This is a genomic window from Roseovarius sp. MBR-79, assembly GCF_053628555.1.
In genome coordinates, this window is the sequence record NZ_JBRJGP010000006.1 from 185,978 (window position 1) to 206,140 (window position 20,163).

Consider the following 20,163-nt stretch of genomic DNA (forward strand, 5'->3'; position numbering starts at 1 on the left):
CCCCCATGCTATCGGGGCCGCGACCTGATCGCGCGGGGCAATCCCGCGCGGCGCAAACCCTGACAAAAGAGGCTGAAATGGCTGTGGAACGCACGCTGAGCATCATCAAACCCGACGCCACCCGGCGCAACCTCACCGGCAAGATCAATGCCAAGTTCGAAGAGGCCGGGCTGCGGATCGTCGCGCAAAAGCGCATCCACCTGACCAAGGCGCAGGCCGGTGTTTTCTATGCCGTGCACGCCGCGCGCCCGTTCTATGACGAGCTGTGCGAATTCATGGCCTCAGCCCCGGTTGTCGTGCAGGTGCTCGAGGGTGAGGGCGCCGTGGCCAAGAACCGCGAAGTGATGGGGGCCACCAACCCCGCCGATGCCGCACCGGGCACGATCCGCGCGGAATTCGCCGAGAGCGTCGGTGAAAACTCGGTCCACGGCTCGGACGCGGCAGAGACCGCCGCCGTCGAGATCGCCTATTTCTTCTCGGGTCTCGAACTGGTCGGCTGATCTGAGAACCACATCAGGAAAGGCCGCAACCCTCTGGTGTGCGGCCTTTTTCATGTCATATGCTGGCGTAATCGCGGAATGTCGGGGCGGGCGCGGGTTTCGGTTTGCCCGTGCCCGGAGAGGGCGCGGGTTTCCCGCCCTTTGGGGGTGTTGCCTGTGGCATCTGCCTCTTCCTTTTTTTGAGGCAGGGCCGCCAAACAGGTGCCCCTGCCATTGATTATCCTTTCAGGAGAGCACGCTATTGTGGCGAAAATGCGGCAGGCTCAGGCCGCCATGTCATCGACGACCGTCACCCCCGCACCGCCGCCATAGCCATCCATTGCCGCAAGCGCCGCGCCAAGACCCGAAAGCCCGATCCGCCGGGTGATGAGCCGCGCGGGATCAAGCCGCCCTGCCGCGATCATGTCGAAAAGGGCTGCAAAGCGGTGCGCCCCGATGCCGCGCGTGCCGTGGAGCGTGATCTGCCGGGAATAGACCAGATCGAGCAGCGGCAGATCCGGGGTGGCGTGGGCCCCGAGCGGCATTCCGATCTGCACATGACGGCCCATCTTGCGCAGGCTTTTCAATGAGTTGTGAAACGTCGCCGTGATTCCGAGGGCGTCGAGCGAGACATGTGCGCCGCCTTGCGTCAGGTCGCGGACGGCCGCGCCGACATCGCCCACGCCGCGCGCGTCAAGCGTCGCGGTGGCCCCCAGATCACGGGCGATGGCAAGGGCGTCGGGCGTCACATCGACCGCAAGGATGCGCGCGCCGAGCGCCGCGCCGATGAGAATCGCCGAGAGGCCCACACCGCCGCAGCCATGCACCGCCAGCCACTCGCCGGGCCGGATCTGCGCGCGGTCCACCACGGCGCGAAACGAGGTGGTGACGCGACAGCCCATCCCGGCGGCCACGGCATAGTCCATTCCCTCGGGCAGGCGCACGAGGTTGAAATCGGCGCGCGGAATCGCAACGCGCTCGGCGAAGGCACCCCACTGGCTGAAGCCGATGACCTGCTGATGATCGCAGATCGTCGGCTCGCCCGCGCGGCAATCGGGACAGGTGCCGCAGCCGAGGATGAAGGGCGCGGTCACCCGGTCGCCCACCCGGAAGGCATGGCATTCCGGCCCGGTCTCGATCACCTCGCCCGCGAATTCGTGCCCCATCACATGGGGCAGCACCACGTCCGGATCGGCCCCTTTCCAGGCGTGGTGATCCGAGCGGCACACACCGCAGGCGCGCACCGCGATGAGCGCGCCATCGCGCGGACAGTCGGGATCGGGCACCTGGGTGATCTCTACGGGGGTGTCGTAACGGGTGAGCAGGGCAGCGCGCATCGGTGGGGGGTCCTTCGGGCCGTTTGGACGAGCCTAGGCGCGCGCCGCAGTCGCGGCAAGGCCCCTCAATCCATCACCGCCACGAGATGCCAGCGCAGCGCGTCATTGGGAACCGGATCGAAATGTGTCACCCGTTTGGAGAGCACCACAAGCTGTGTCACATGAAAGGGGATGAGGGTGCCCGATGTCTCTGTCAGGTAGTATTGCGCCTTGTGGTAAAGCGTGCGCCGCCGGTCGAAATCAAGCTCGGCGCGCGCCTCGCCAAGCATCCGGTCGAATTTCGGGTTGTTGAAATGGCTTTCGTTCCACTTGGCCTCGGAATGGAAGGCCTCGTTCAGGACCTGATCGGCGGGGCGTTCCCCCCAGGAGGTGGCGAACGCGTCCTTTTTCATCCAGACATTCGACCAGTAACCATCGGCGGCGGCATTCACCAGTTCGACCCGGATGCCCGCAGGGGCAGCCTGTTCCTGAAAGGCGACCCCGATCACCGGCCAGCTTTGATCGAGCGAGGAGACGTGAATCTTCACGTCGAGCCCGTCCGGGTGGCCCGCCTCCGCCAGAAGCGCGCGGGCGCGCTCAAGATCGCGCGGGCAGTCCATCTCGGCGCGATACTGGTCGTTGGGGGCCACCGGCGTGTCGCAGGAGATCACCCCGCCGCCGTCAAGCGCCAGTTGCAGCATCTCTTCGCGGTCCACCACCAGACGCAGCGCACGGCGCACGCGCACATCGTCGAAAGGGGCCACGTCATTGCGGAAACTCAGCCCCATCCAGTTCCCCGTGGGGATTTCAAGAAGTTGATATCGCAGGGATTTGTCGAGCGCGCGGCGCAGCACCGGCGCGATCCCGCGCTCCATGTCAAGCTGACCCGAGAGAAACGCCTGAAGCCGCGCCTGCGCGTCCGGTACACCGATCACCTCGATCCGGGCAAGCCGTGGCGCGCCCTCCCAATAGTCCTTGTTGGCGGCGAGGACGGTGATGCCGTCGGGGTCGAACTTCTCGACCTTGAAAGGACCTGTGCCGATGCCTGTCTGATCGACCGTATCGCCCGAGCCCTCGGGGATGATGCGCAGGCGCGGGTCCATGAGTTGCAGGGGAAAATCGGCGAAGGTGGACGACAGCGTCATGCGCACGCTGAGCGGGCCGGTGGCCTCGACATGCTCGATCATCTTGACGGCGGCGCGGGCGGGGCTTCCGTAATCTGGGTCGATCACGCGCGCGATGGAATAGACCACGTCCTCGGCGCGCAGCGGGCGGCCATCGTGAAAGCGCACGCCCTCGCGGATCTGGAATGTCCAGACCGTGCCGTCTTCATTGGGAAACCAGCGGGTCGAGAGATCCGGCTCGGGCGTGCCGCCCCGACCGGGGCGCACAAGGCGGCTCTGGATTTTCTCGATGATCTGGAGAACGCGGCCCTTCGAGGCGGGATCAAGGCTCGATTGCGCCCCGAATCCCACGTTATGGGCGTGGCGGAACGTGCCGCGCGGCTCGGCCCAAGCGGCGGAGGTCAGGACAACAAGGGCAATCAGAGCGAAACGCATCCGGGGCGGGCCTTGGTCAAGTGACGCTGATACGGTTGTCGCAAGACCGCGCGCGAAAGGCAAGTTTTCCGGCAGTCACGTTTTGCGGTCGATGCGCAACGGGGGCCGATCGCCCGTCGTTTTAGGCCGCGCCGGGGATCTGCACCCGGCGGGCACCTTCCTCGAACCCGTTCATGGACTGCGGCCAGACCGCGCCCGGCCAGCGGATCTCCATCTGTTGCAGGCGCGGGCGATAGACGGCTGTGTAGAGCGTGCCGAAGCCCACGGAAAAGGCGGTGGAATAGAGCGGCGGGCGCAGGAAGGCGTTGATGAACCTGTCCTCCGGGTCGCGGTGCAGGGCCAGCCGGTGCAGCAGAAAGCGCTCGCGCTCGACCGTGGCGGTAAAGCGCGCGTGGCTGATCCAGTCGATGTTTTCCTGATGGTTGGTGGCGACGGCGGCATGGGTGATGATCGCGGCGCGGTCGGGGGCCATCATCGCGGTCAGGTATTTGCGTTTGGCATCGAGCACGGTCACGTTATAGCTCATGTGCGTGGGCAGGCGGGCCAGCGCGCGACCTGCCTCCTCGGCGGTCTCGCAGGTCTGCAAGACATAGCGCAGGATCAGCGGCACGCCAAAGCCGTTGCCGACCACGCGCCGCCCGCCGAATGTCAGCGAGATGGCAAGGCCTGCGTCGTTCATCCCGTCAACCAGCCCCCACAGGCCGTCCGAGGTGCCCATCACGCGCCGCCCCTGCCAGCAGGTATTCAGGATCAGGCTGTCGAACGCCTTGGGGTCGTAATCGTAATTGCGCACCAGCACCGGCTCTTCGCCGGTCCAGATCGCCTGACTGCATCCCGAAAGATAGGGCGGCGGGCAATAGAAGCTGAGAAAGCGCGCCGCCTGATCGCCACCGCCCGCGAGGTCGCACAAGGTATCGTAAAGCGGCACGATCTCGGGCATGTGGTGTTCAAGGGCGCGGCGGCTTTCAAGGTACTTCGGGCGTGCGCCGTCGCCATCCCTGAGCCACCACCGCCGGTAATGCGGCCAGTAATCGGCGAAAAGCCCGGCCCATTTCGGGCCGGGCAGGTCTTCACGCAAGGCACGCCAGAGCATGGGCCTTTCCTACAGGATCTTGAACGCCGGGTCCGCGAGCGCGGGGCCTGCATCGACCACCGGCAAGGGATTGCCCGCAACGCCCTGCTTGATGCCGTGGATCCATTTCCGGGCGCGTTCGTTCAACTGGAAGCCCTTGGTCATCGAGCGCCCGCGCGTGACCAGAATACCGATATCGGCCCCCTCGTAGCGGTAATCACCGGGCTGAAGGATGCGCAGGAAGAACGCCTCGTTCTCGGATTCAACCGCGCGGCGGTGATAGTCGAAACGATCGAACACGACGCGGCCATCCTCGAGCATCTTGTAGATGCCGGTCTCGGGGCTGGCGGTGCAGATATCGACGCTGTCATCCGTGTGCTTGATCACCATCTGCGACCAACTGTCGATCATGTCCGGGTTGGCCCAGCGGGCATTCAACTCGTCCACGTCGAGATCGAATTTCTTCTTGGAAAATTCCAGCAGGTGGAACAGGAACAAGGGCGCATCGGCATGGGCAAAGGCGGCGTGGTTGGTCATCGACGACGCCCCGGTGATGCGCGGATTGAGCTCGCCCAGCCACAGGTCGCCGGTCTTCTTGTCGATCAGGAAATCAAGCTCGAAATAGCCGCGATAGCCCTCCTTGCGAAGCTGTTCGCCGAATTTGAAGGTCAGTTCGCGCGCCTTCTGGCGCACCTTGGGCGGAAAGGCGGTGGACAGGATTTCATTGCCGCACCAGCCGCCGCGATAGGGGGTGAGGTCCTTGAAGCCCACAAGCTCGGTCATCAGCGGGCCGACGATGGTGCCTTCCTTGGTGGCGCAGGCCTCGATGGCTGACCCCCGGCAATCAATCCGCTTCATGATCTTGATCTCGCCCTCGCCCACGATCTCATGTTCGTGGCGGCGGAAATCGGCCTCGGACTTGATGAAGAACGTTGTGTGGCCGCTATCGCCGAAGGCCGATTGCAACACCAGATCATGCCCTATCCCGGCCTTTTCGCAGGTCGCGCGCAGATCCTCGTAGGATGTCACCTCGGCCAGAACATTGGGCACGGAAGGAACCCCGGCCTTGTTGCCGATCCGCACGGTCTCGATCTTGTTGTCCATCGCGGTGCGCAATTTGGCCTTGGGAAACCAGACATCGGCGCCAAGCTCCCTGGACAGGCGTTCGGTTTCCTCGTCGAACATAAGGAACACGAATTTCGGCTTGCCGCCGCGCCGCTTGATGAAATCAATCACCTCCTTGTGCTGAAGCAGGTAGTTGTTGATGTCCTCGATCGACTGAAACTCGGCATGGGGCTGCTCGGAGGGGCAGAACACGTTGGGATGCTTGCCGCCGTAACAGTCGATATAGCAGATGTATTTGAAATTCTTGACCCATTCATCAAGCCCCAGAAGATTGAAGTTCGTCGCCGAAATGAAATAGATCGGGTCCTCGTTGCGATGAAAGAAGCGGCGTATCTCGGAGATGTTCCTCAGTGTCGTGGGCATTTTTTCATGTCCTCCCTTATTCGGCTGCGGTCTTGATCTGTTTGGCCTTGGGCAAGGCGGCCAGGGCCTCTGGCGTAAAGACGCGCAAACCGAGATCGGCGCGGTAGCCGTGGATCTCATTGACGTCGAGCGCGCGCATGAAGGCAAGGATTTCCTTGCTGATCACCTGCCCCGGCACCAGGATCGGGAACCCCGGCGGGTAGGGGATGATGAAGCTGGCCGAGACCACCTCCTGCCCGGCTTCCAGCGCGTCCTTGAGCGAGCCGTCGAGTTCCAGATAATCGCAGTTCTTCTCGTCGTAACTGAGATAATAGGCGGTCCTGATGTCGCCCTCGGGCGTCAGGTTGTCGGGGCGGAACGCATCGTGAAAGCGGCTGAAATCCGGCAGCGGCGGGTAGTTTTCTGTCAGGTTCCTGACCCGGCGGTCGAAGGACAGGCGTTCCATCTTGGACGCGTCGTCAAGCAGATCGTCAAGATCGCGGGCGATTTCCACAAGCACCTCGATCAGATAGGCGACCGACGAGCGCGTGGTGCCGATATTGGTCATGAAGAGCACGGTATTGCGTGAGGTCTTGTTGATCTGGATGCCGTATTTGTCCATCAGGATATCGGTCTTGAACGTGTCGCCATCCCATCCGGTCCCGCCCACGGCCAGCGTGACGCGGGTGGCGTCGAGCACGAAATCGTCCAGCTCCCAGCAATCCCACATATCGGTCCAGCCCTGTTCGTTGTCGAAATAGCTGGTGACGCCGCTTTGGCGGTATTGTTCGGGGATCATGTCACCGGCGGTCAGCACCTTGAAATACTTCTGCAACAGCGCATGGCTGCTGATCGCCTTGCGCATCGACATCGCCGCCTCGATCTGGCGCTGCACGAATTCGAACCCTTCCAGTTCCACCTGACGGCGGCCCACATCAAGCGACGCGATGATCTGGTAATTCGGCGAGGTCGAGGTATGGGTCATGTAGGCTTCGTGGAATGACTGCTCGACCTCGCCTTTGAAGTCCTGATCGTTGACATGGATCATCGAGCCCTGCCGCAGCGATGTCAGCGTCTTGTGCGTCGATTGCGTGGCATAGACCCGAACGCGCGCATCGGGCGGCGGAACAAGACGGGTGTCGAGCCATGTCTCGTCAGGGGCATCGGCCAGCGCCTCCTGCTGCGCCTCATAGGTGCGGCGGTGTCCGTCGGTGCGCAGCCGCTTGCGCAGGTTGTTGGCGGTGCGCATGGCGGTGCGCTGGCGATAGGTCGGGCTGAAACGGGCAAAGGCAAACCACGCCTCATCCCACAGGAACACAAGATCGCGCTTGATCGCCAGACACTCCTCCATCACGCGCTCGACGTTGTAGACCAGCCCGTCAAAGGTGCAGTTGGTGAGCAAGAGCATCCGCACACGGTCAAGCTTGCCCGCCGCCTTCAGCGCCAGAAGCTGATGCTTGATCTCGCGCAGCGGCACTGCGCCATACATCGAGTATTCATTGAGCGGATAGCTGTCGAGATAGACCACCTCGGCCCCGGCGAGGACCATGCCGTAATGGTGCGATTTGTGGCAATCGCGATCGACCAGCACGATATCGCCGGGCCGCACCAGCGCCTGCACCACGATCTTGTTGCAGGTCGAGGTGCCGTTGGTGGCAAAGAAGGTCTGTTTGGAGCCGAACGCCCGGCTGGCCAGTTCCTGCGCCTGCTTGATGGGGCCGTGCGGCTCCAGCAGGCTGTCGAGCCCGCCGCTCGTGGCCGATGTTTCCGCCAGAAAGATGTTGGGGCCGTAAAACGCGCCCATGTCCTGAATCCAGTGGCTGCGGCTGATCGACTTGCCACGGCTGATCGGCATCGCGTGAAACACGCCGGTGGGCTGCTTGGAATAGTTCACGAGCGCGGTAAAGAACGGGGTCTTGTTGCGTGCCTCGACCCCGCGCAGGATGTTGAGGTGCAATTCCATGAAGTCTTCCTGATTGTAGAAGACGCGCCGGCAAATCCCCAGATCAAGCCCCGCGATATCCTCGACAGAGCGTTCGGTGACGAGATAGGCATCCAGTTCCGGGCGCACCCGGTCAATCAGGCGGCACAGCTCGGGGCCATAATTCTCGGGCAGCATCTCGTCGATATTGTCCGATCCGCTGGCATTGCTGAGGTATTTTGCCAGGATTTCGTTTTCATTCCTGGATTTCAGAACCAGACCGGGGCGCACCACGATGGCCTGGATGTTGTGGTTGAACAGCACCGCGATCAGCGCATCCTCGAGGCTGGGCACGACAACCGCCTCGTAGTGGAACGGATCCTCCGCGCGGCGCATCCGGGTGACGTTGGAGCGCAACCAGCGTTCCTGCTGCTCGTTGACATTGTCGACGATCAGCACCTCGAAATAGGGGCGCGCCATGGCGCGCGCCTCGGGCGACAGCATCGCCTCGTCATTGTGTTCCTCGTCGTCAAGGCTGTCGCGTTCCAGCGGGATCGTGCGGCGCCGGTAGGCCCCCGTGGTCAGCGCGCGCGTCACCCGCTGGACGCCAAAGGCCAGATCCTCGAAATTGCCGTGATCGAAATGACGCCACAGGTGATCAAAGGCCGACATGCCGGGAAAGGCCCAGTAGGGTTCTATCACCTTGAGGGCTTCGAAAAGGTCGGATACCCGCGATTTCAGCGCGGCGATCTTTCTGGCCTCGGTTTCCCGGCCGATCGAGGTTGTCGCCTCGCGCAACGCGCTCCAGCGGTCAAAGCGCAGCTGCGTTGCCGAATAGTAGTCACTTACCGAGTCCATCGATCAGCCTCCCGCCTGTCGGGCCAGAACGCGATCAATGGTCAAAGGCCGGTATGGCCCGTAATCCTGCGGTCTAACCTACCGTTGTTCTACCCTCGAAAGGGGTCGTTCCGTATCCAAGCGCCCGCTTGTGATTGCGTGCCTCCGCCTCGGCATCGGCGGGGACATCCACATGCAACCCCGCGCGAGAGCCCTGTTGGGGTATTTCAAGCGGCCCAAGTGTCTTCAAGTAGTCGTCCGTGCCACTGTTGCGGTCATAAACGGAAAAATCAACCGATCTGTCACGAAAGCTCTTGAGCACCTGCCCCAGCCCCTTCATGCCCGTCTCGCGCTGACGGCGCACCATCGACAGATCCACCTCGATCGGGAACATGTCTTCCTGACCCGCCGACTGATGCAGCACCAGCGATGTCGGATCGACCACCAGCGATTTGCCGACGCCGCCCGCACCAAGCCCGTTCACGTCGAACACATAGCATTGGAACTGCGCCGCCGTGGCGCGCGCGATGGCCAGTTCCGCGTCGCGGTCGGTGGTGCCGGTCAGCACCGGATGAAGCAGCACCTCGACCCCCTGACTGGTCAGTTCCCGCGTGGTTTCCGGAAACCACATGTCATAGCAGATCGACAGCCCGAAACGGCCCACATCGGGCACATCGAAGACACAGAAATCCGTGCCTGCCGCGATCCCGGCCTCGTAGGGCAGGAAGGGAAACATCTTGGCATAACGGCGGATCACCTGCCCGTCGGGGTCGATCACGACGGCGGTATTGTAGATGCGCCCGTCCACCGGCGAGGTCAGGAACATCGAGCCGGGCACAAGCCAGAGCCGATAGCGCCGCGCCGCCTCGCAAAAGCGGTCGATGACCTCGTTTTCGACGGGCAGGGCGAACTTGTCGAGCGGCCCGAACGGCGCAAGCTCGCTGAACAGGACCATCTGCGTCCAGGGAAAACGCGCCATCAGCACATCCAGCCGATGCAACATGCCATCGACATTCGGTTGCAGGGCGTTGACATACATCTGAACGCCGGCGATCGCAAAGGGGGTCATTGTCTGGGTTCTCCGTGCTTGCAGAGCGGCCCGTCCGGGGCATGATTGATCACTGCTGTTGCGACCTTTTACGCCCTTCCCACCGGAACGGAAACAGCCAATCCGCGCGTGCCGGGCAAGCGGCACCCGGGCGATTCAGCCGTTGACGGCGGGATGGTGTTGCAAGAAATCACGGAATGTCACAAACTCGGGACAGAATGGGTGATGCAGCGGGCATATGTCTATCTCGCCTGCAAAATAGAGACGGTCCGCGTCGCGGGGCCGGAAAGGGATGGTATGTGCCAGGTCTGTAATGCGGCGCTTGCGCGCGGAACGCTTGATTTCTGCCTCTGCGGCGCGCCGGTCACGCAGGCGGCCTTTGCCCGGATCGAGGCCGACTTGCGCCGCCGCGAGATGCTGGGCGGCATGGCGGCCGTCCTGGGGCTGTTCGCGGGTTTTGGTCTGGCACCCGAGCGCGCATATGGGCAGGACGCGGGCCAGCCGATCCTTCTGACGAACCTGCGGTATTTCGACGGGACAACCCTTGCCATGCAGGCGGGGCAGGACATCCTGATCGAGGGCGGGCGCATCGCCGCGCTCATTCCGGCGGGGCAGGGTCCCGAGGGCGCGCGGCGCGTGGATTGCGGCGGGCGGGCGGTCATTCCGGGCCTCATTGACGCGCATTGGCATTCAACGCTTGTGGGGGTGACGCAGCTTCAGGCGATGAGCGCCGATATCGGCTTCGTGCATCTGATGGCGGGGCGGCAGGCGGGGGCGACCCTTTTGCGCGGCTTCACCACGGTGCGCGATGTGGGCGGCCCGGCCTTCGGGCTGAAGCTGGCGATTGATCGGGGCGTGGTGGCGGGGCCGCGTATTCTTGCGGCGGGCGCGATGATCTCGCAGACCTCGGGCCATGGCGATTTCCGCATGGTGAACGAGGTGCCGCGCGCCGATGGCGATCTCAGCTACAGCGAAAAGGCGGGCGTGGTGGCGATTGCCGACGGGCGCGCCGAGGTTCTGCGGCGCACGCGCGAGCAGTTGATGAAGGGCGCGAGCCAGATCAAGATCATGGCCGGGGGCGGCGTCACCTCGCTCTACGATCCGCTCGAAAGCCTGCAATTCACCGAAGACGAGATGCGTGCGGCGGTCGAGGCAGCCGAGGATTGGGGCACCTATGTCTGTGCGCATGTCTACACGCCGCAAGGCATCCAGCGGTGTTTGCGCGCAGGCGTCAGATCCATCGAGCACGGCCAACTGGCCGATGCGGACACGGTGCGGATGATGCGCGATACGGGCGCGTGGTGGTCGATCCAGCCGTTTCTATCGGATGAGGATTCAAACCCCCGCGCCGACGCGCGCCAGCAGGCCAAGGCCGACGAGGTGTCGGTAGGCACGGTGCGCGCCTTCGAGATGGGCCGCGCGGAGGGCGTAAACATGGCCTTTGGCACCGATATCCTGATGAACCCCGAAGGTGCCGCGTCGCAGGGCCGTCAACTGGCCAAGCTGACCCGCTTCATGCCGCCCCTGGAGGCGCTGCGCATGGCGACGGGCGCGGCGGGCGACTTGCTGGCCATGTCCGGCGCGCGCGCCTCCTATGACGGGCGGCTCGGGGTGATCGCGCCGGGGGCGATGGCCGATCTTCTGGTGGTGACGGGCGAGCCAGAGGCGGGGCTTGACTGGCTTGAGCGGCCCGAGGAAAGCCTTGCGCTGATCATGAAGGGCGGGGCGGTGGTGAAGGAGGCGCTTTGATGCTGCGCCGGATTGCCGTCACTCTGGCACTGGTCATGCTGACGCTCCCGGCCTCGGCGCAAGAGCGGGTATTCCAGCTTACCCCGTATATCTGGGGCAGCGGCGTTGGCGGCACGGTGCGGCCCGTGGCGGGCGGCCCGTCCCTGCGGTTCAGCGAGGGGCTGCGCGACGTGCTCGAGGATCTGGACAGCGCGTTCTTCCTCTCCGGCCTATACCGGCAAAACCGTTTTGTGCTGCTCGGGGATTATTCCGCCTCGCGCAGTTCGCGCGGCGGCACGGTGCCGGGTCTCGGCCTGCCCGTGACCGGACGGCTGGAACAGAGCTCGTTCACGCTTGCCGCAGGCTATCGCGCGCTGGCGACGGAGCGCGCGACGGTGGATTACCTTGTGGGCTTGCGGCATTGGGACATAGAGGCGCGCGCCAGAACGCCGGTGCCGGGTCTGGCGGCCGGGCTCTCGGTCGATTTCACCGATCCGATCATCGCCGCGCGCACCAATCTCCGCCTGAATGATCGCTGGTCGGTGATCGGCTATGCCGATGTCGGCGGATTCGGCGCCGGGTCGGACCTCACGTCTCAGCTTATGGCGACGGTCAACTGGCAGGCCCGTGACCGGCTGTTTCTCTCGGCGGGCTACCGGCATCTCTATGTCGATTACGACGATGGCGGCAGAGGCTTCGAAGGCAGCTTCTCGGGGCCGATCCTGGGGCTGAGCCTGCAATTCTGAGGTTCACGAAAAAGGCACCTCTGCCGGGGCAGGGTGCCTTTTTGTCATGATCTTGCGACCGGGTTCAGCCCTGGGCGGGCTTCGGCTCTGCCGGTTTCGGTGCCTGTGCGGCGGGTGCTGGTGCCTGCGGGGCGGGTTTCTGACCGCCCTTGTTGCTGGAGAGCGGGTCCTCCTGCCGTTGGACGGAACCCTCGAAATGCGCACCCGATTCGATGGCGATGGTCTTGTGGATGATGTCGCCCTCGACCCGCGCGGTGGAGGTCAGCCGCACCTTGAGGCCGCGCACACGCCCCACGACGCGGCCGTTGATCACCACATCATCGGCGATCACCTCGCCCTTGACGGTCGCGCCCTCGCCGACGGTCAGAAGATGGGCGCGGATATCGCCCTCGATCGTGCCTTCGACCTGAATATCGCCGGTGGTGCGCAGGTTGCCCTGAATGTGCAGATCCGAGGACAGAACCGAGGCGGGCGGCTTGGCCTTGGGGGCCGCAGGCCGGTAATCGCTGCCCGTATCGGGGCGGGCCGCGTCGAGACGGTTCTCCGTGGCGGGCTTCGGCTCGGCGGGTTTTTGCGCAGGTTCGTTGATCTTGCTCTTAGAAAACATCTCTCGCAGCCTTGATATAGGTCATGGGGTTGATCGGCCTGCCGTCCACGCGCACCTCATAGTGAAGATGCGTGCCGGTAGAGCGTCCTGTGTTGCCCATATCACCAATCCGGTCCCCGCGCGAGACCCTTTGACCGGGGCTCACACGGATTCTGGAAAGATGGGCATAGCGGGTTTCGATTCCGAAGGCGTGGTCAATCTTGATGAGTTGGCCGTAACCGGATTGCCAGCCTGCATGATCGACGACACCATCGGCGGTGGCATAGATCGGCGTGCCGTGGGACGCCGCGAAATCGGTCCCGGCATGAAGCCGACCCCAGCGGTTGCCGAAGCCGGAGGTGTAGCGGAAACCGCCGCGCACGGGCAGGGCGAGCGGCACCTTGTCGGCGGCCAGACGGTAGAGGTGCAACTCGTCGAGCCGCCCCAGGATGCGGTTGGCGCGCTCGGCCTCGGGCGACGGCGCCTCGCCCCGCGTCGACAGCGATATCGGCATGAGCGGCCCGCCGCGCCCCGAATAGCCGCGCCGCACCGTGTTGATGAGGCGGTCGGGATCGAGGCCCGCATTGCGGAACATCCGTTCCAGCGGCTCGACCGAGATGGTCATGGCATCTTCGAGCTGGCCGAAAATCTCGGCGTTACGCTCGTTCACGAGGCGCAGCTCATAGGCCATGTCCTCGGCCTGGCGCAGGGCTTCCTCGGCATCGGCAAGCGTCTGGTCACGCTCGCGCGCCGCATCCGCCAGCGCCGCCGAGAGGAAATCCACCGTCGCATCGCCGGGTCGGTTGCCGCCCGCCTCGGTCAGGACGCCGCCGCCCTCCAGTGCGGCGGCAAGACGTGCGGCCTCTTTGCCGGCAAGCTCGCGCTCGGTCATCGTGCGGCGCAGCGTGCTCTGGATCACCTCGATCCCGGTCTCAAGCTCGCGCCGCCGGGTCTCGGAACGCAGAAGCTCGGATTGCATCGCGGAAATCTGCGCCAGCGCCGAGGCGAAGCGTTCCTGTGCCGCCACCGCCTCCTGGGCGCGCTTGTCACGCTCGGAGGCAAGCGCATTGAGGCGGTTTTCATAGCCTTGCAGGTCGCGCTTGGCCTGTTCGCGGAAATTGCCCGCCCCGATGGAATCCATCACCAGAACCGAGGTGGCGATGATCGCCCAGGCGACCATGGCCGCAGCCCCGGTGGTGGCGATCAACTGTGTCACGGGGCGCAGGCGGATGAACCGCGTATCCTTGTCCGAACGCAGGAACACCCGACGTTCGGGGAAATAGCGCTCGAGGATGTCATGCAGTCTTATGGCCAGTCGTGTGCGCACGCGGATGGTCGTCCTTCCTATCCTTTCCGGGTGACGCTCTTCAATCGGTGCCGGGCGTCTTGGACAGGTGATTAGACAGCGAGGACAGGGTGGGCAAGGTTTTTGACCACGGGAGGATTATTTATCGGTGATATTCCGCCAGCTTGGCGGATTTTCGCCGATTGGCGCGCGCTATTGGTCAGGCCTTGGCGGTGCGCGTCCCGGCCAGCGGCCAATAGAAATCGGGCGGCAAACCGGCCTCGGCGCGCTTTTCCTCGTTGAAGGGCGGCTTGAGTTGGCCGTGGAAATAGCGTCGCACCAGATCGTGAAACGCCTCCTTCGGGTCGAGATCGTGACGCCCACAGAGAAAGTGAAACCACTTGGAGCCATAGGCGACGTGGTGCACCTCCTCGGCATAGATCACGCGCAGCGCCGCGACCGCCGAGGTCAGGCCCGCCCCCTCGAAAAGCGCGATCATGCCCGGCGTCACGTCAAGCCCGCGCGCCTCGAGCACCATGGGCACCACGGCAAGGCGGCCCATCAGGTCATGGGCGGTGTCCTCGGCGGCGCGCCACATGCCGGCATGGGCGGGCAGGGCCCCGTAATGGCTGCTCATCTCCTCAAGGCAGTCGCACAGGAGGTTGAAATGCTTTGATTCCTCGTCCGCCGCCTTGACCCAGTCATCGTAGAATCCCATGGGCATGGCGGTGTCGGTAAACCGCGCGATGATGTCCCAGTGCAGGTCCACCGCGTTCAATTCGATATGCGCCACCGCGTGCAGCATGGCAAGGCGGCCCTGCGCGCTGCCGGGGCGGCGGCGGGGAACGTCGCGCGGATCGAGCAGATCCGGTTTGCCCGGGCGCGCGGGGCGGTCGGGCGGTGTGGCGCGGCCCACAGGCAGGGCCGTGCCCGCCGCCCGCCACGCCGCCGCGTGCCGCCGCGACAGGGCAGTTTTCTCGCGCCCGTCGGCGGTGTTGAGCACCGCGATGGCCATTTCCGCCAGCGTCATGGTCACAGGGCGCGCACCGCCTCGAGCACCTCCTCGGCATGGCCCGGCACCTTGACCTTGCGCCATTCCCGCGCGATCCGCCCCTCGGCGTCGATCAGGAAGGTGGAGCGTTCGATGCCCATGAACGTCTTGCCATACATGCTTTTTTCCTTCCAAACGCCGAACCGTTCGCAGGTATCGCCGTCCTCGTCCGACAGAAGCGGGACGGTCAGGCCATGTTTGTCGCGGAATTTCTCGTGGCTGGCGACGCTGTCCTTGGAAATGCCGAAAACCTGCGCGCCGAGGGCGTCGAACTCGGCCTTGAGGCCGGAAAAGGCCACCGCCTCCTTGGTGCATCCCGAGGTGTCATCGCGCGGGTAGAAGAACAGCACCACCGGTGCGCCGCGCAAGGCGGCAAGGCGGACCGCATCGCCGCCATCGCGCGGCAGGGTCACATCGGGGGCAGGTGATAGCGTGTCGGTCATGGCAACCTCTCGGGCTTGTGATGCGAATTTGTGAGTTCCATATTAGGCTGCAAAAGGCGAGAATAAAGTCGTGAGGCAGAGCCGGGGCCAAACCACAGTCCCCAAACCGGAACAGATGACCGAAACCAAAACGCCAGCCCCCGCAGCGCCCGCGCCCCCGCCGGGCGCGCGCCGCCCGTGGGCGCGTGCGATGCTGCATCATCTGGGCCAGTTATGCCTTGGTTGCGCGACATTCGTTCTGGTGATCGCCGTGGCGCTGCTCGGGGTGCTGGCGGCAGGGGTGGGCGCGCCGGGCTGGCTGCGCGACCGCGCGGCGCAGGAGATCAGCGCGGCGCTGCCCGAGCACCGGCTGACGTTTCAGACGCTGGGATTGGGCCTCGGCGAGGGAATGGCGCCGCGCGTCAGCTTGCGCGGCGTGAGCCTTCGCGATGCGGGCGGCGCGCCGCTGATTGACTTGGCCGCGCTCGAGGTCACGCTGTCGCGCGCGGCGCTTCTCGGTGGCGAGGTGAAGCTGTCCCGGGTCAGGCTCGACGGTGGGCGGCTGGCGCTCTGGCGGCGCGAGACAGGCGAATTGTCGGTCGCTTTCGAGGGCGGCAATGGCACGGGGCGTCATCCCGCGAGCGACCGGCCGCTGACCGAACAGATCGGCGCGATGCTGGCACAGCCCGCGCTTGCCGCGTTGCGCGAGGTCAGCGCCGAGAACATCAGCCTGCGTTACGAGGATGCGCGCACGGGCGTGGCGTGGTCTGCCGATGGCGGACGGGCATCGCTCACCCGAAATGGCGATGCGATCGCGCTACGTGGCAATGTCACCGTGCTGGGTGCGCGCGGCTATGCGAGTTCGCTGGAGCTGAGCTATCAGGGCCGGGTCGGTGACGCGGCGGCGGATATCGGCATCCGCTTCGAGGATTGGCCTGCGCGCGAGATCGCCGGACAATCTCCGGCGCTCGCGTGGCTGGGCGCGCTGGAGGCACCGATTTCCGGCGCTTTGCGCGCCGGGGTCGATGAGCGCGGGCAGCTTGGGCCGCTGAGTGCCACGCTTCAGATCGGCAAGGGGGCCTTGCGCCCCAACCCGGCGACTTCGCCGATCCCGTTCCGGTCGGCGCGCAGCTACCTGACCTACGACCCGGACGCGCAGGAGATCACGTTCAACGAGCTGTCGGTCGAGAGCGATTGGGGCAGTGCCCGCGCCGAGGGGCGCGCGCGGCTCATCGGCATGGAGGCAGGCTGGCCAAGCGGGCTTGAGGCGCAGATCCGGCTGGGAGAGATCGCGGCCAATCCGGCGGGGCTATACCCCGCGCCGGTGGTCTTCGAGGGGGCGGGGGCGGATATCCGGCTGGAATTCGCGCCCTTCGCGCTCGATCTGGGCGACTTCCGGCTGCGCGATCAGGGGCAGGTGCTGCGCCTGAGCGGACGGGCGCGGGCCGAGGTCACTGGCTGGTCGGCGGTCATCGAGGGGCGGATGGACGCGATCACGCCCGAGCGGTTGCTTGCGCTCTGGCCGCTGACGGTCAAGGACAAGGCGCGCGCCTGGCTGGCCGAGAACGTTCTGTCGGCGCGGCTGAGTGACATTCAACTGGCCCTGAGCGTGACACCCGACGCGCCGCCCGATGCGTTTCTGGGCTTCGACTTCGCGGATTTCTCGGCGGTCTACGTGCGTGACGTGCCGCCCATCGAGGGCGCGGCGGGCCATGGCTCGATCCGTGACAACCGGCTCGGCATCTTTGCCGAGCGCGGGCATGTCACCCCGGCAGAGGGCGGGCGGCTCGATATTTCCGGCACCTCCTTCATCATCCCTGACCTGCGGATCAAGGAGACCCCCGCCGAGGCCCATCTGCGGGTCAGCGGCCCGATCACCGCCGCCCTGTCGCTGCTTGATGCGCCGCCCTTCCGGTTCATGGAGAAGGCCGGGCGCGACGTGGCGCTGGCCGAGGGGCAAGCGGAGATCACCGGGCGGCTTGACCTGATCCTCAAGAAGGGGCTGAAGCCCGAGGAGGTGGCCTTTGACGCGCAAGGCACGCTCAGCGCGCTGCGCAGCGACACGCTTGTTAAGGGCCGCGTTCTGACCGCCGATACGCTTGGCATCACCGCGGATAACACCGAAATCGAGATCAGCGGCGATGCACGGTTAGGGCAAGTGCCGTTTTCGGGGGCCTGGACCATGCCGCTCGGTCCCGGCACGGGCGGTGAAAGCCGGGTGCGCGGTAGGGTGGAGCTGTCGCAGGCGTTCATCGACGAGTTCGGGATCGGCCTGCCGCCCGGTGCGGTGTCGGGGCGCGGGCAGGCGACGGTCGAGATTGCGTTGCCCAAGGAGGGCGTGGGGCAGGTGGCGCTCAACTCCGATCTGGCGGGGCTGGGGGTGCGCATCCCCGAGCTGAATTGGGCGCTGGCACCGGAGGCCACCGGGCGGCTGGATGTGGCGGCGACGCTTGGCACGCCGCCGCAGATCGACACGCTGGCGATTGACGCGGGCGGCCTGCGCGCGCGCGGCGAGGTGCGGCTGACGCCGGAGGGCACGCTCGAGGCGGCGCGCTTCACCCGGCTTGAACTGGGCGACTGGCTCGATGTGCAGGCGGCGCTGATCGGGCGCGGCGCGAACGTGACACCGGGGGTGGAGGTAACGGGCGGGCGCGTCGATCTGCGGGGCGGCTCTTTGGGAGAGGGCACCGGCGACGGCGGACCGGTCAGCCTGCGCCTTGACGAATTGCGCATCACTGACGGCATCGCGCTGACCGGGTTCCGCGCCGATCTCGAGACGCGCGGCGGGACGCAGGGCCGCTTTACCGCGCAGGTGAACGGCAAGGCCGACATAACCGGCGATATCGTGCCGATGGCCGGGCGCAGTGCATTCCGCATCCGTGCGCAGAACGCTGGCGCGCTGCTGGCGGCGGCGGACATGTTGCAGGATGCGCGCGACGGCACGCTCGACATGTCGCTCCGGCCCGCCGAGGGCGAGGGCAGCTATGACGGGGTGCTCTCCATCGAGCAGATCCGCATCAAGCGCGCGCCCGCGCTCTCGACCTTGCTCAACGCCGTGAGTGTGGTGGGCCTCCTGGAACAGCTCAACGGGCAGGGTCTGCATTTCGCCGAGGTGGCGGGCCGGTTTCGCCTGACGCCCGACCGCCTGACGCTGCTTGAGGGCAGTGCTGTCGGGGCCTCTGTGGGCATTTCCATGGACGGGTTTTTCGATCTGACGCGCAAGCGCATGGACATGCAGGGCGTGCTTTCGCCGGTCTACGTACTCAACGCCCTTGGCGGTGCGCTGACGCCGCGCGCGGGCGAGGGGCTCATCGGGTTCAACTTCACGCTGCGCGGGTCGGTTGACAATCCGGTGGTGGCGGTCAATCCCCTCTCGGCGCTGGCCCCCGGCTTTCTGCGCGAGATGTTCCGGCGGCCCGCGCCGCAGGTGGAGGGCGCGCCGCCCGCGGTTTCGGGACAGAGCGTCGCGCCGCGCGCCCCTGATGACTTTGAGAGAAACGACAGATGAAGCTGGCTGATTTCGATTTCGACCTGCCCGAGGCGCTGATTGCCACGCGGCCCGCCCGCCCGCGCCGCGCCGCGCGGCTGCTGGTGGCCGAGGGGGGCGCGATCACTGACAGCACCGTGGCCGATCTGGGGCACTGGTTGCGCGCCGGTGACCGGCTGGTGCTGAACGACACCAAGGTGATCCCCGCCCGCCTGTCGGGCACCCGGGCGCGGGCGGGGGGCGCGGGCGCGCGCATCGAGGTGACGCTGCTGGAGCCGCAGGCCGACGGGACATGGTCGGCGCTGGTCAAGCCGCTGAGAAAACTGCGCGAGGGCGAGGTCGTGGTTTTCTCCGACACGCTCTCGGCCACGCTCGAGGCGCGCGGGGAGGGGCAGGCGCGGCTGCGCTTCAACCTTGCGGGTGAGGATTTCGACACCGCGCTCAACGCCGCCGGTGCGATGCCGCTGCCGCCCTATATCGCCGCGCGCCGTCCCGCCGATGCGCAGGACCGCGAGGATTATCAGACCGTCTGGGCACGCCGCCCCGGTGCCGTGGCCGCCCCCACCGCATCCTTGCATTTCGACGAAGTGGTTCTGGCCGATCTGGCGGCGCGCGGTGTCGTGTTCAGCCATGTCACGCTGCATGTCGGCGCGGGCACCTTCCTGCCGGTCAAGGTCGAGGACATCACCACCCACAGGATGCATGCCGAATGGGGCGAGGTCAGCGCACGTGCCGCCGCCGAAATCGCGGCCACGCGCGCGGCGGGTGGCCGGGTGATCCCGGTGGGGACCACCGCGCTGCGCCTTATCGAGACGGCGGCGCGCGCCACCGGAGAGATCGCGGCGTGGCAGGGCGAGACCGATATCTTCATCTATCCCGGCTTCGAGTTTCGCGTCGCCGATGCGCTGATGACAAATTTCCACCTGCCGAAATCGACGCTCATGATGCTTGTTTCGGCGCTGATGGGGGCCGCGCGCATCCGCGCGCTCTATGCCCATGCCATAACCGAAGGATACCGTTTCTTCTCTTATGGCGACGCGTCGCTGTTGATCCCGGGGCCAAAGCCTGACAGGGCGGGCGCGACCGCGACGGATTGAGTCGCAATTGGCGGTGCGGCGCGCGCGCTCCGGCGACAGGGTGGGGCGGATGGAAAGGGGAA

15 protein-coding genes are annotated in these 20,163 nt (G+C 65.5%); 5 read left to right on the plus strand and 10 right to left on the minus strand.

The features are described from left to right. Positions 1-77 precede the first annotated feature (77 nt). Positions 78-500 (plus strand): nucleoside-diphosphate kinase, encoded by a 423-nt coding sequence (gene ndk, locus ACSSV8_RS08415; protein WP_454282126.1) that lies wholly within the window; start codon positions 78-80, stop codon positions 498-500. Between the two features lie 263 nt (positions 501-763). On the opposite strand, the gene ACSSV8_RS08420 is transcribed toward ndk, so the two are convergent. From ACSSV8_RS08420 to ACSSV8_RS08445, 6 genes are all read right to left on the minus strand, one after another. Beyond that, positions 764-1,816: a zinc-dependent alcohol dehydrogenase family protein gene (locus tag ACSSV8_RS08420; protein WP_454282127.1), complete on the minus strand. Its 1,053-nt coding sequence runs from the start codon at positions 1,814-1,816 to the stop codon at positions 764-766. Between the two features lie 65 nt (positions 1,817-1,881). Continuing rightward, positions 1,882-3,354, minus strand: a complete 1,473-nt coding sequence (locus tag ACSSV8_RS08425) for an ABC transporter substrate-binding protein (RefSeq protein ID WP_454282128.1) — start codon at positions 3,352-3,354, stop codon at positions 1,882-1,884. A 121-nt stretch (positions 3,355-3,475) separates the two neighbouring features. Then, on the minus strand, positions 3,476-4,447 hold the full coding sequence (locus tag ACSSV8_RS08430) for a C45 family peptidase (protein WP_354540118.1): 972 nt from the start codon (positions 4,445-4,447) through the stop codon (positions 3,476-3,478). Between the two features lie 9 nt (positions 4,448-4,456). After that, positions 4,457-5,914, minus strand: coding sequence for a biotin carboxylase (locus tag ACSSV8_RS08435; protein ID WP_354540119.1), 1,458 nt, complete (start codon positions 5,912-5,914; stop codon positions 4,457-4,459). Between the two features lie 16 nt (positions 5,915-5,930). Further along, positions 5,931-8,672: an aminotransferase class I/II-fold pyridoxal phosphate-dependent enzyme gene (locus tag ACSSV8_RS08440; RefSeq protein WP_454282129.1), complete on the minus strand. Its 2,742-nt coding sequence runs from the start codon at positions 8,670-8,672 to the stop codon at positions 5,931-5,933. 73 nt (positions 8,673-8,745) lie between these two features. Then, a complete protein-coding gene (locus tag ACSSV8_RS08445) occupies positions 8,746-9,720 on the minus strand; it encodes a carbon-nitrogen hydrolase family protein (RefSeq protein ID WP_454282130.1) in 975 nt (324 codons plus the stop codon). Positions 9,721-9,996: 276 nt separating this feature from the next. Here ACSSV8_RS08445 and ACSSV8_RS08450 point away from each other — a divergent pair, with 276 nt between their 5' ends. Together ACSSV8_RS08450 and ACSSV8_RS08455 are read left to right on the plus strand one after the other, a co-directional pair. Continuing rightward, on the plus strand, positions 9,997-11,448 hold the full coding sequence (locus tag ACSSV8_RS08450; protein WP_454282131.1) for an amidohydrolase family protein: 1,452 nt from the start codon (positions 9,997-9,999) through the stop codon (positions 11,446-11,448). Further along, positions 11,448-12,173, plus strand: a complete 726-nt coding sequence (locus ACSSV8_RS08455; protein WP_454282132.1) for a hypothetical protein — start codon at positions 11,448-11,450, stop codon at positions 12,171-12,173. Before ACSSV8_RS08450 ends, ACSSV8_RS08455 begins: the two co-directional genes overlap by 1 nt. Positions 12,174-12,237: 64 nt before the next feature. Here ACSSV8_RS08455 and ACSSV8_RS08460 read toward each other — a convergent pair whose 3' ends face one another. The 4 genes from ACSSV8_RS08460 to ACSSV8_RS08475 form a co-directional block, all read right to left on the minus strand. Further along, on the minus strand, positions 12,238-12,780 hold the full coding sequence (locus ACSSV8_RS08460; RefSeq protein ID WP_454282133.1) for a bactofilin family protein: 543 nt from the start codon (positions 12,778-12,780) through the stop codon (positions 12,238-12,240). Beyond that, positions 12,770-14,086, minus strand: coding sequence for a DUF5930 domain-containing protein (locus ACSSV8_RS08465; protein WP_454282134.1), 1,317 nt, complete (start codon positions 14,084-14,086; stop codon positions 12,770-12,772). The genes ACSSV8_RS08460 and ACSSV8_RS08465 overlap by 11 nt, the downstream gene beginning before the upstream one ends. A 178-nt stretch (positions 14,087-14,264) precedes the next feature. Continuing rightward, on the minus strand, positions 14,265-15,074 hold the full coding sequence (locus ACSSV8_RS08470; RefSeq protein WP_354540152.1) for a ferritin-like domain-containing protein: 810 nt from the start codon (positions 15,072-15,074) through the stop codon (positions 14,265-14,267). A gap of 2 nt (positions 15,075-15,076) precedes the next feature. After that, positions 15,077-15,538 carry a peroxiredoxin gene (locus ACSSV8_RS08475; RefSeq protein WP_454282135.1) on the minus strand — a complete coding sequence of 154 codons (462 nt, stop codon included), beginning with the start codon at positions 15,536-15,538 and terminating at the stop codon, positions 15,077-15,079. 115 nt (positions 15,539-15,653) lie between these two features. On the opposite strand from ACSSV8_RS08475, the gene ACSSV8_RS08480 reads away from it, so the two are divergent. Then, positions 15,654-19,025, plus strand: coding sequence for a YhdP family protein (locus tag ACSSV8_RS08480; protein WP_454282136.1), 3,372 nt, complete (start codon positions 15,654-15,656; stop codon positions 19,023-19,025). Continuing rightward, a complete protein-coding gene (gene queA / locus ACSSV8_RS08485) occupies positions 19,022-20,101 on the plus strand; it encodes a tRNA preQ1(34) S-adenosylmethionine ribosyltransferase-isomerase QueA (RefSeq protein WP_454282137.1) in 1,080 nt (359 codons plus the stop codon). The genes ACSSV8_RS08480 and queA overlap by 4 nt, the downstream gene beginning before the upstream one ends. Positions 20,102-20,163 lie beyond the last annotated feature (62 nt).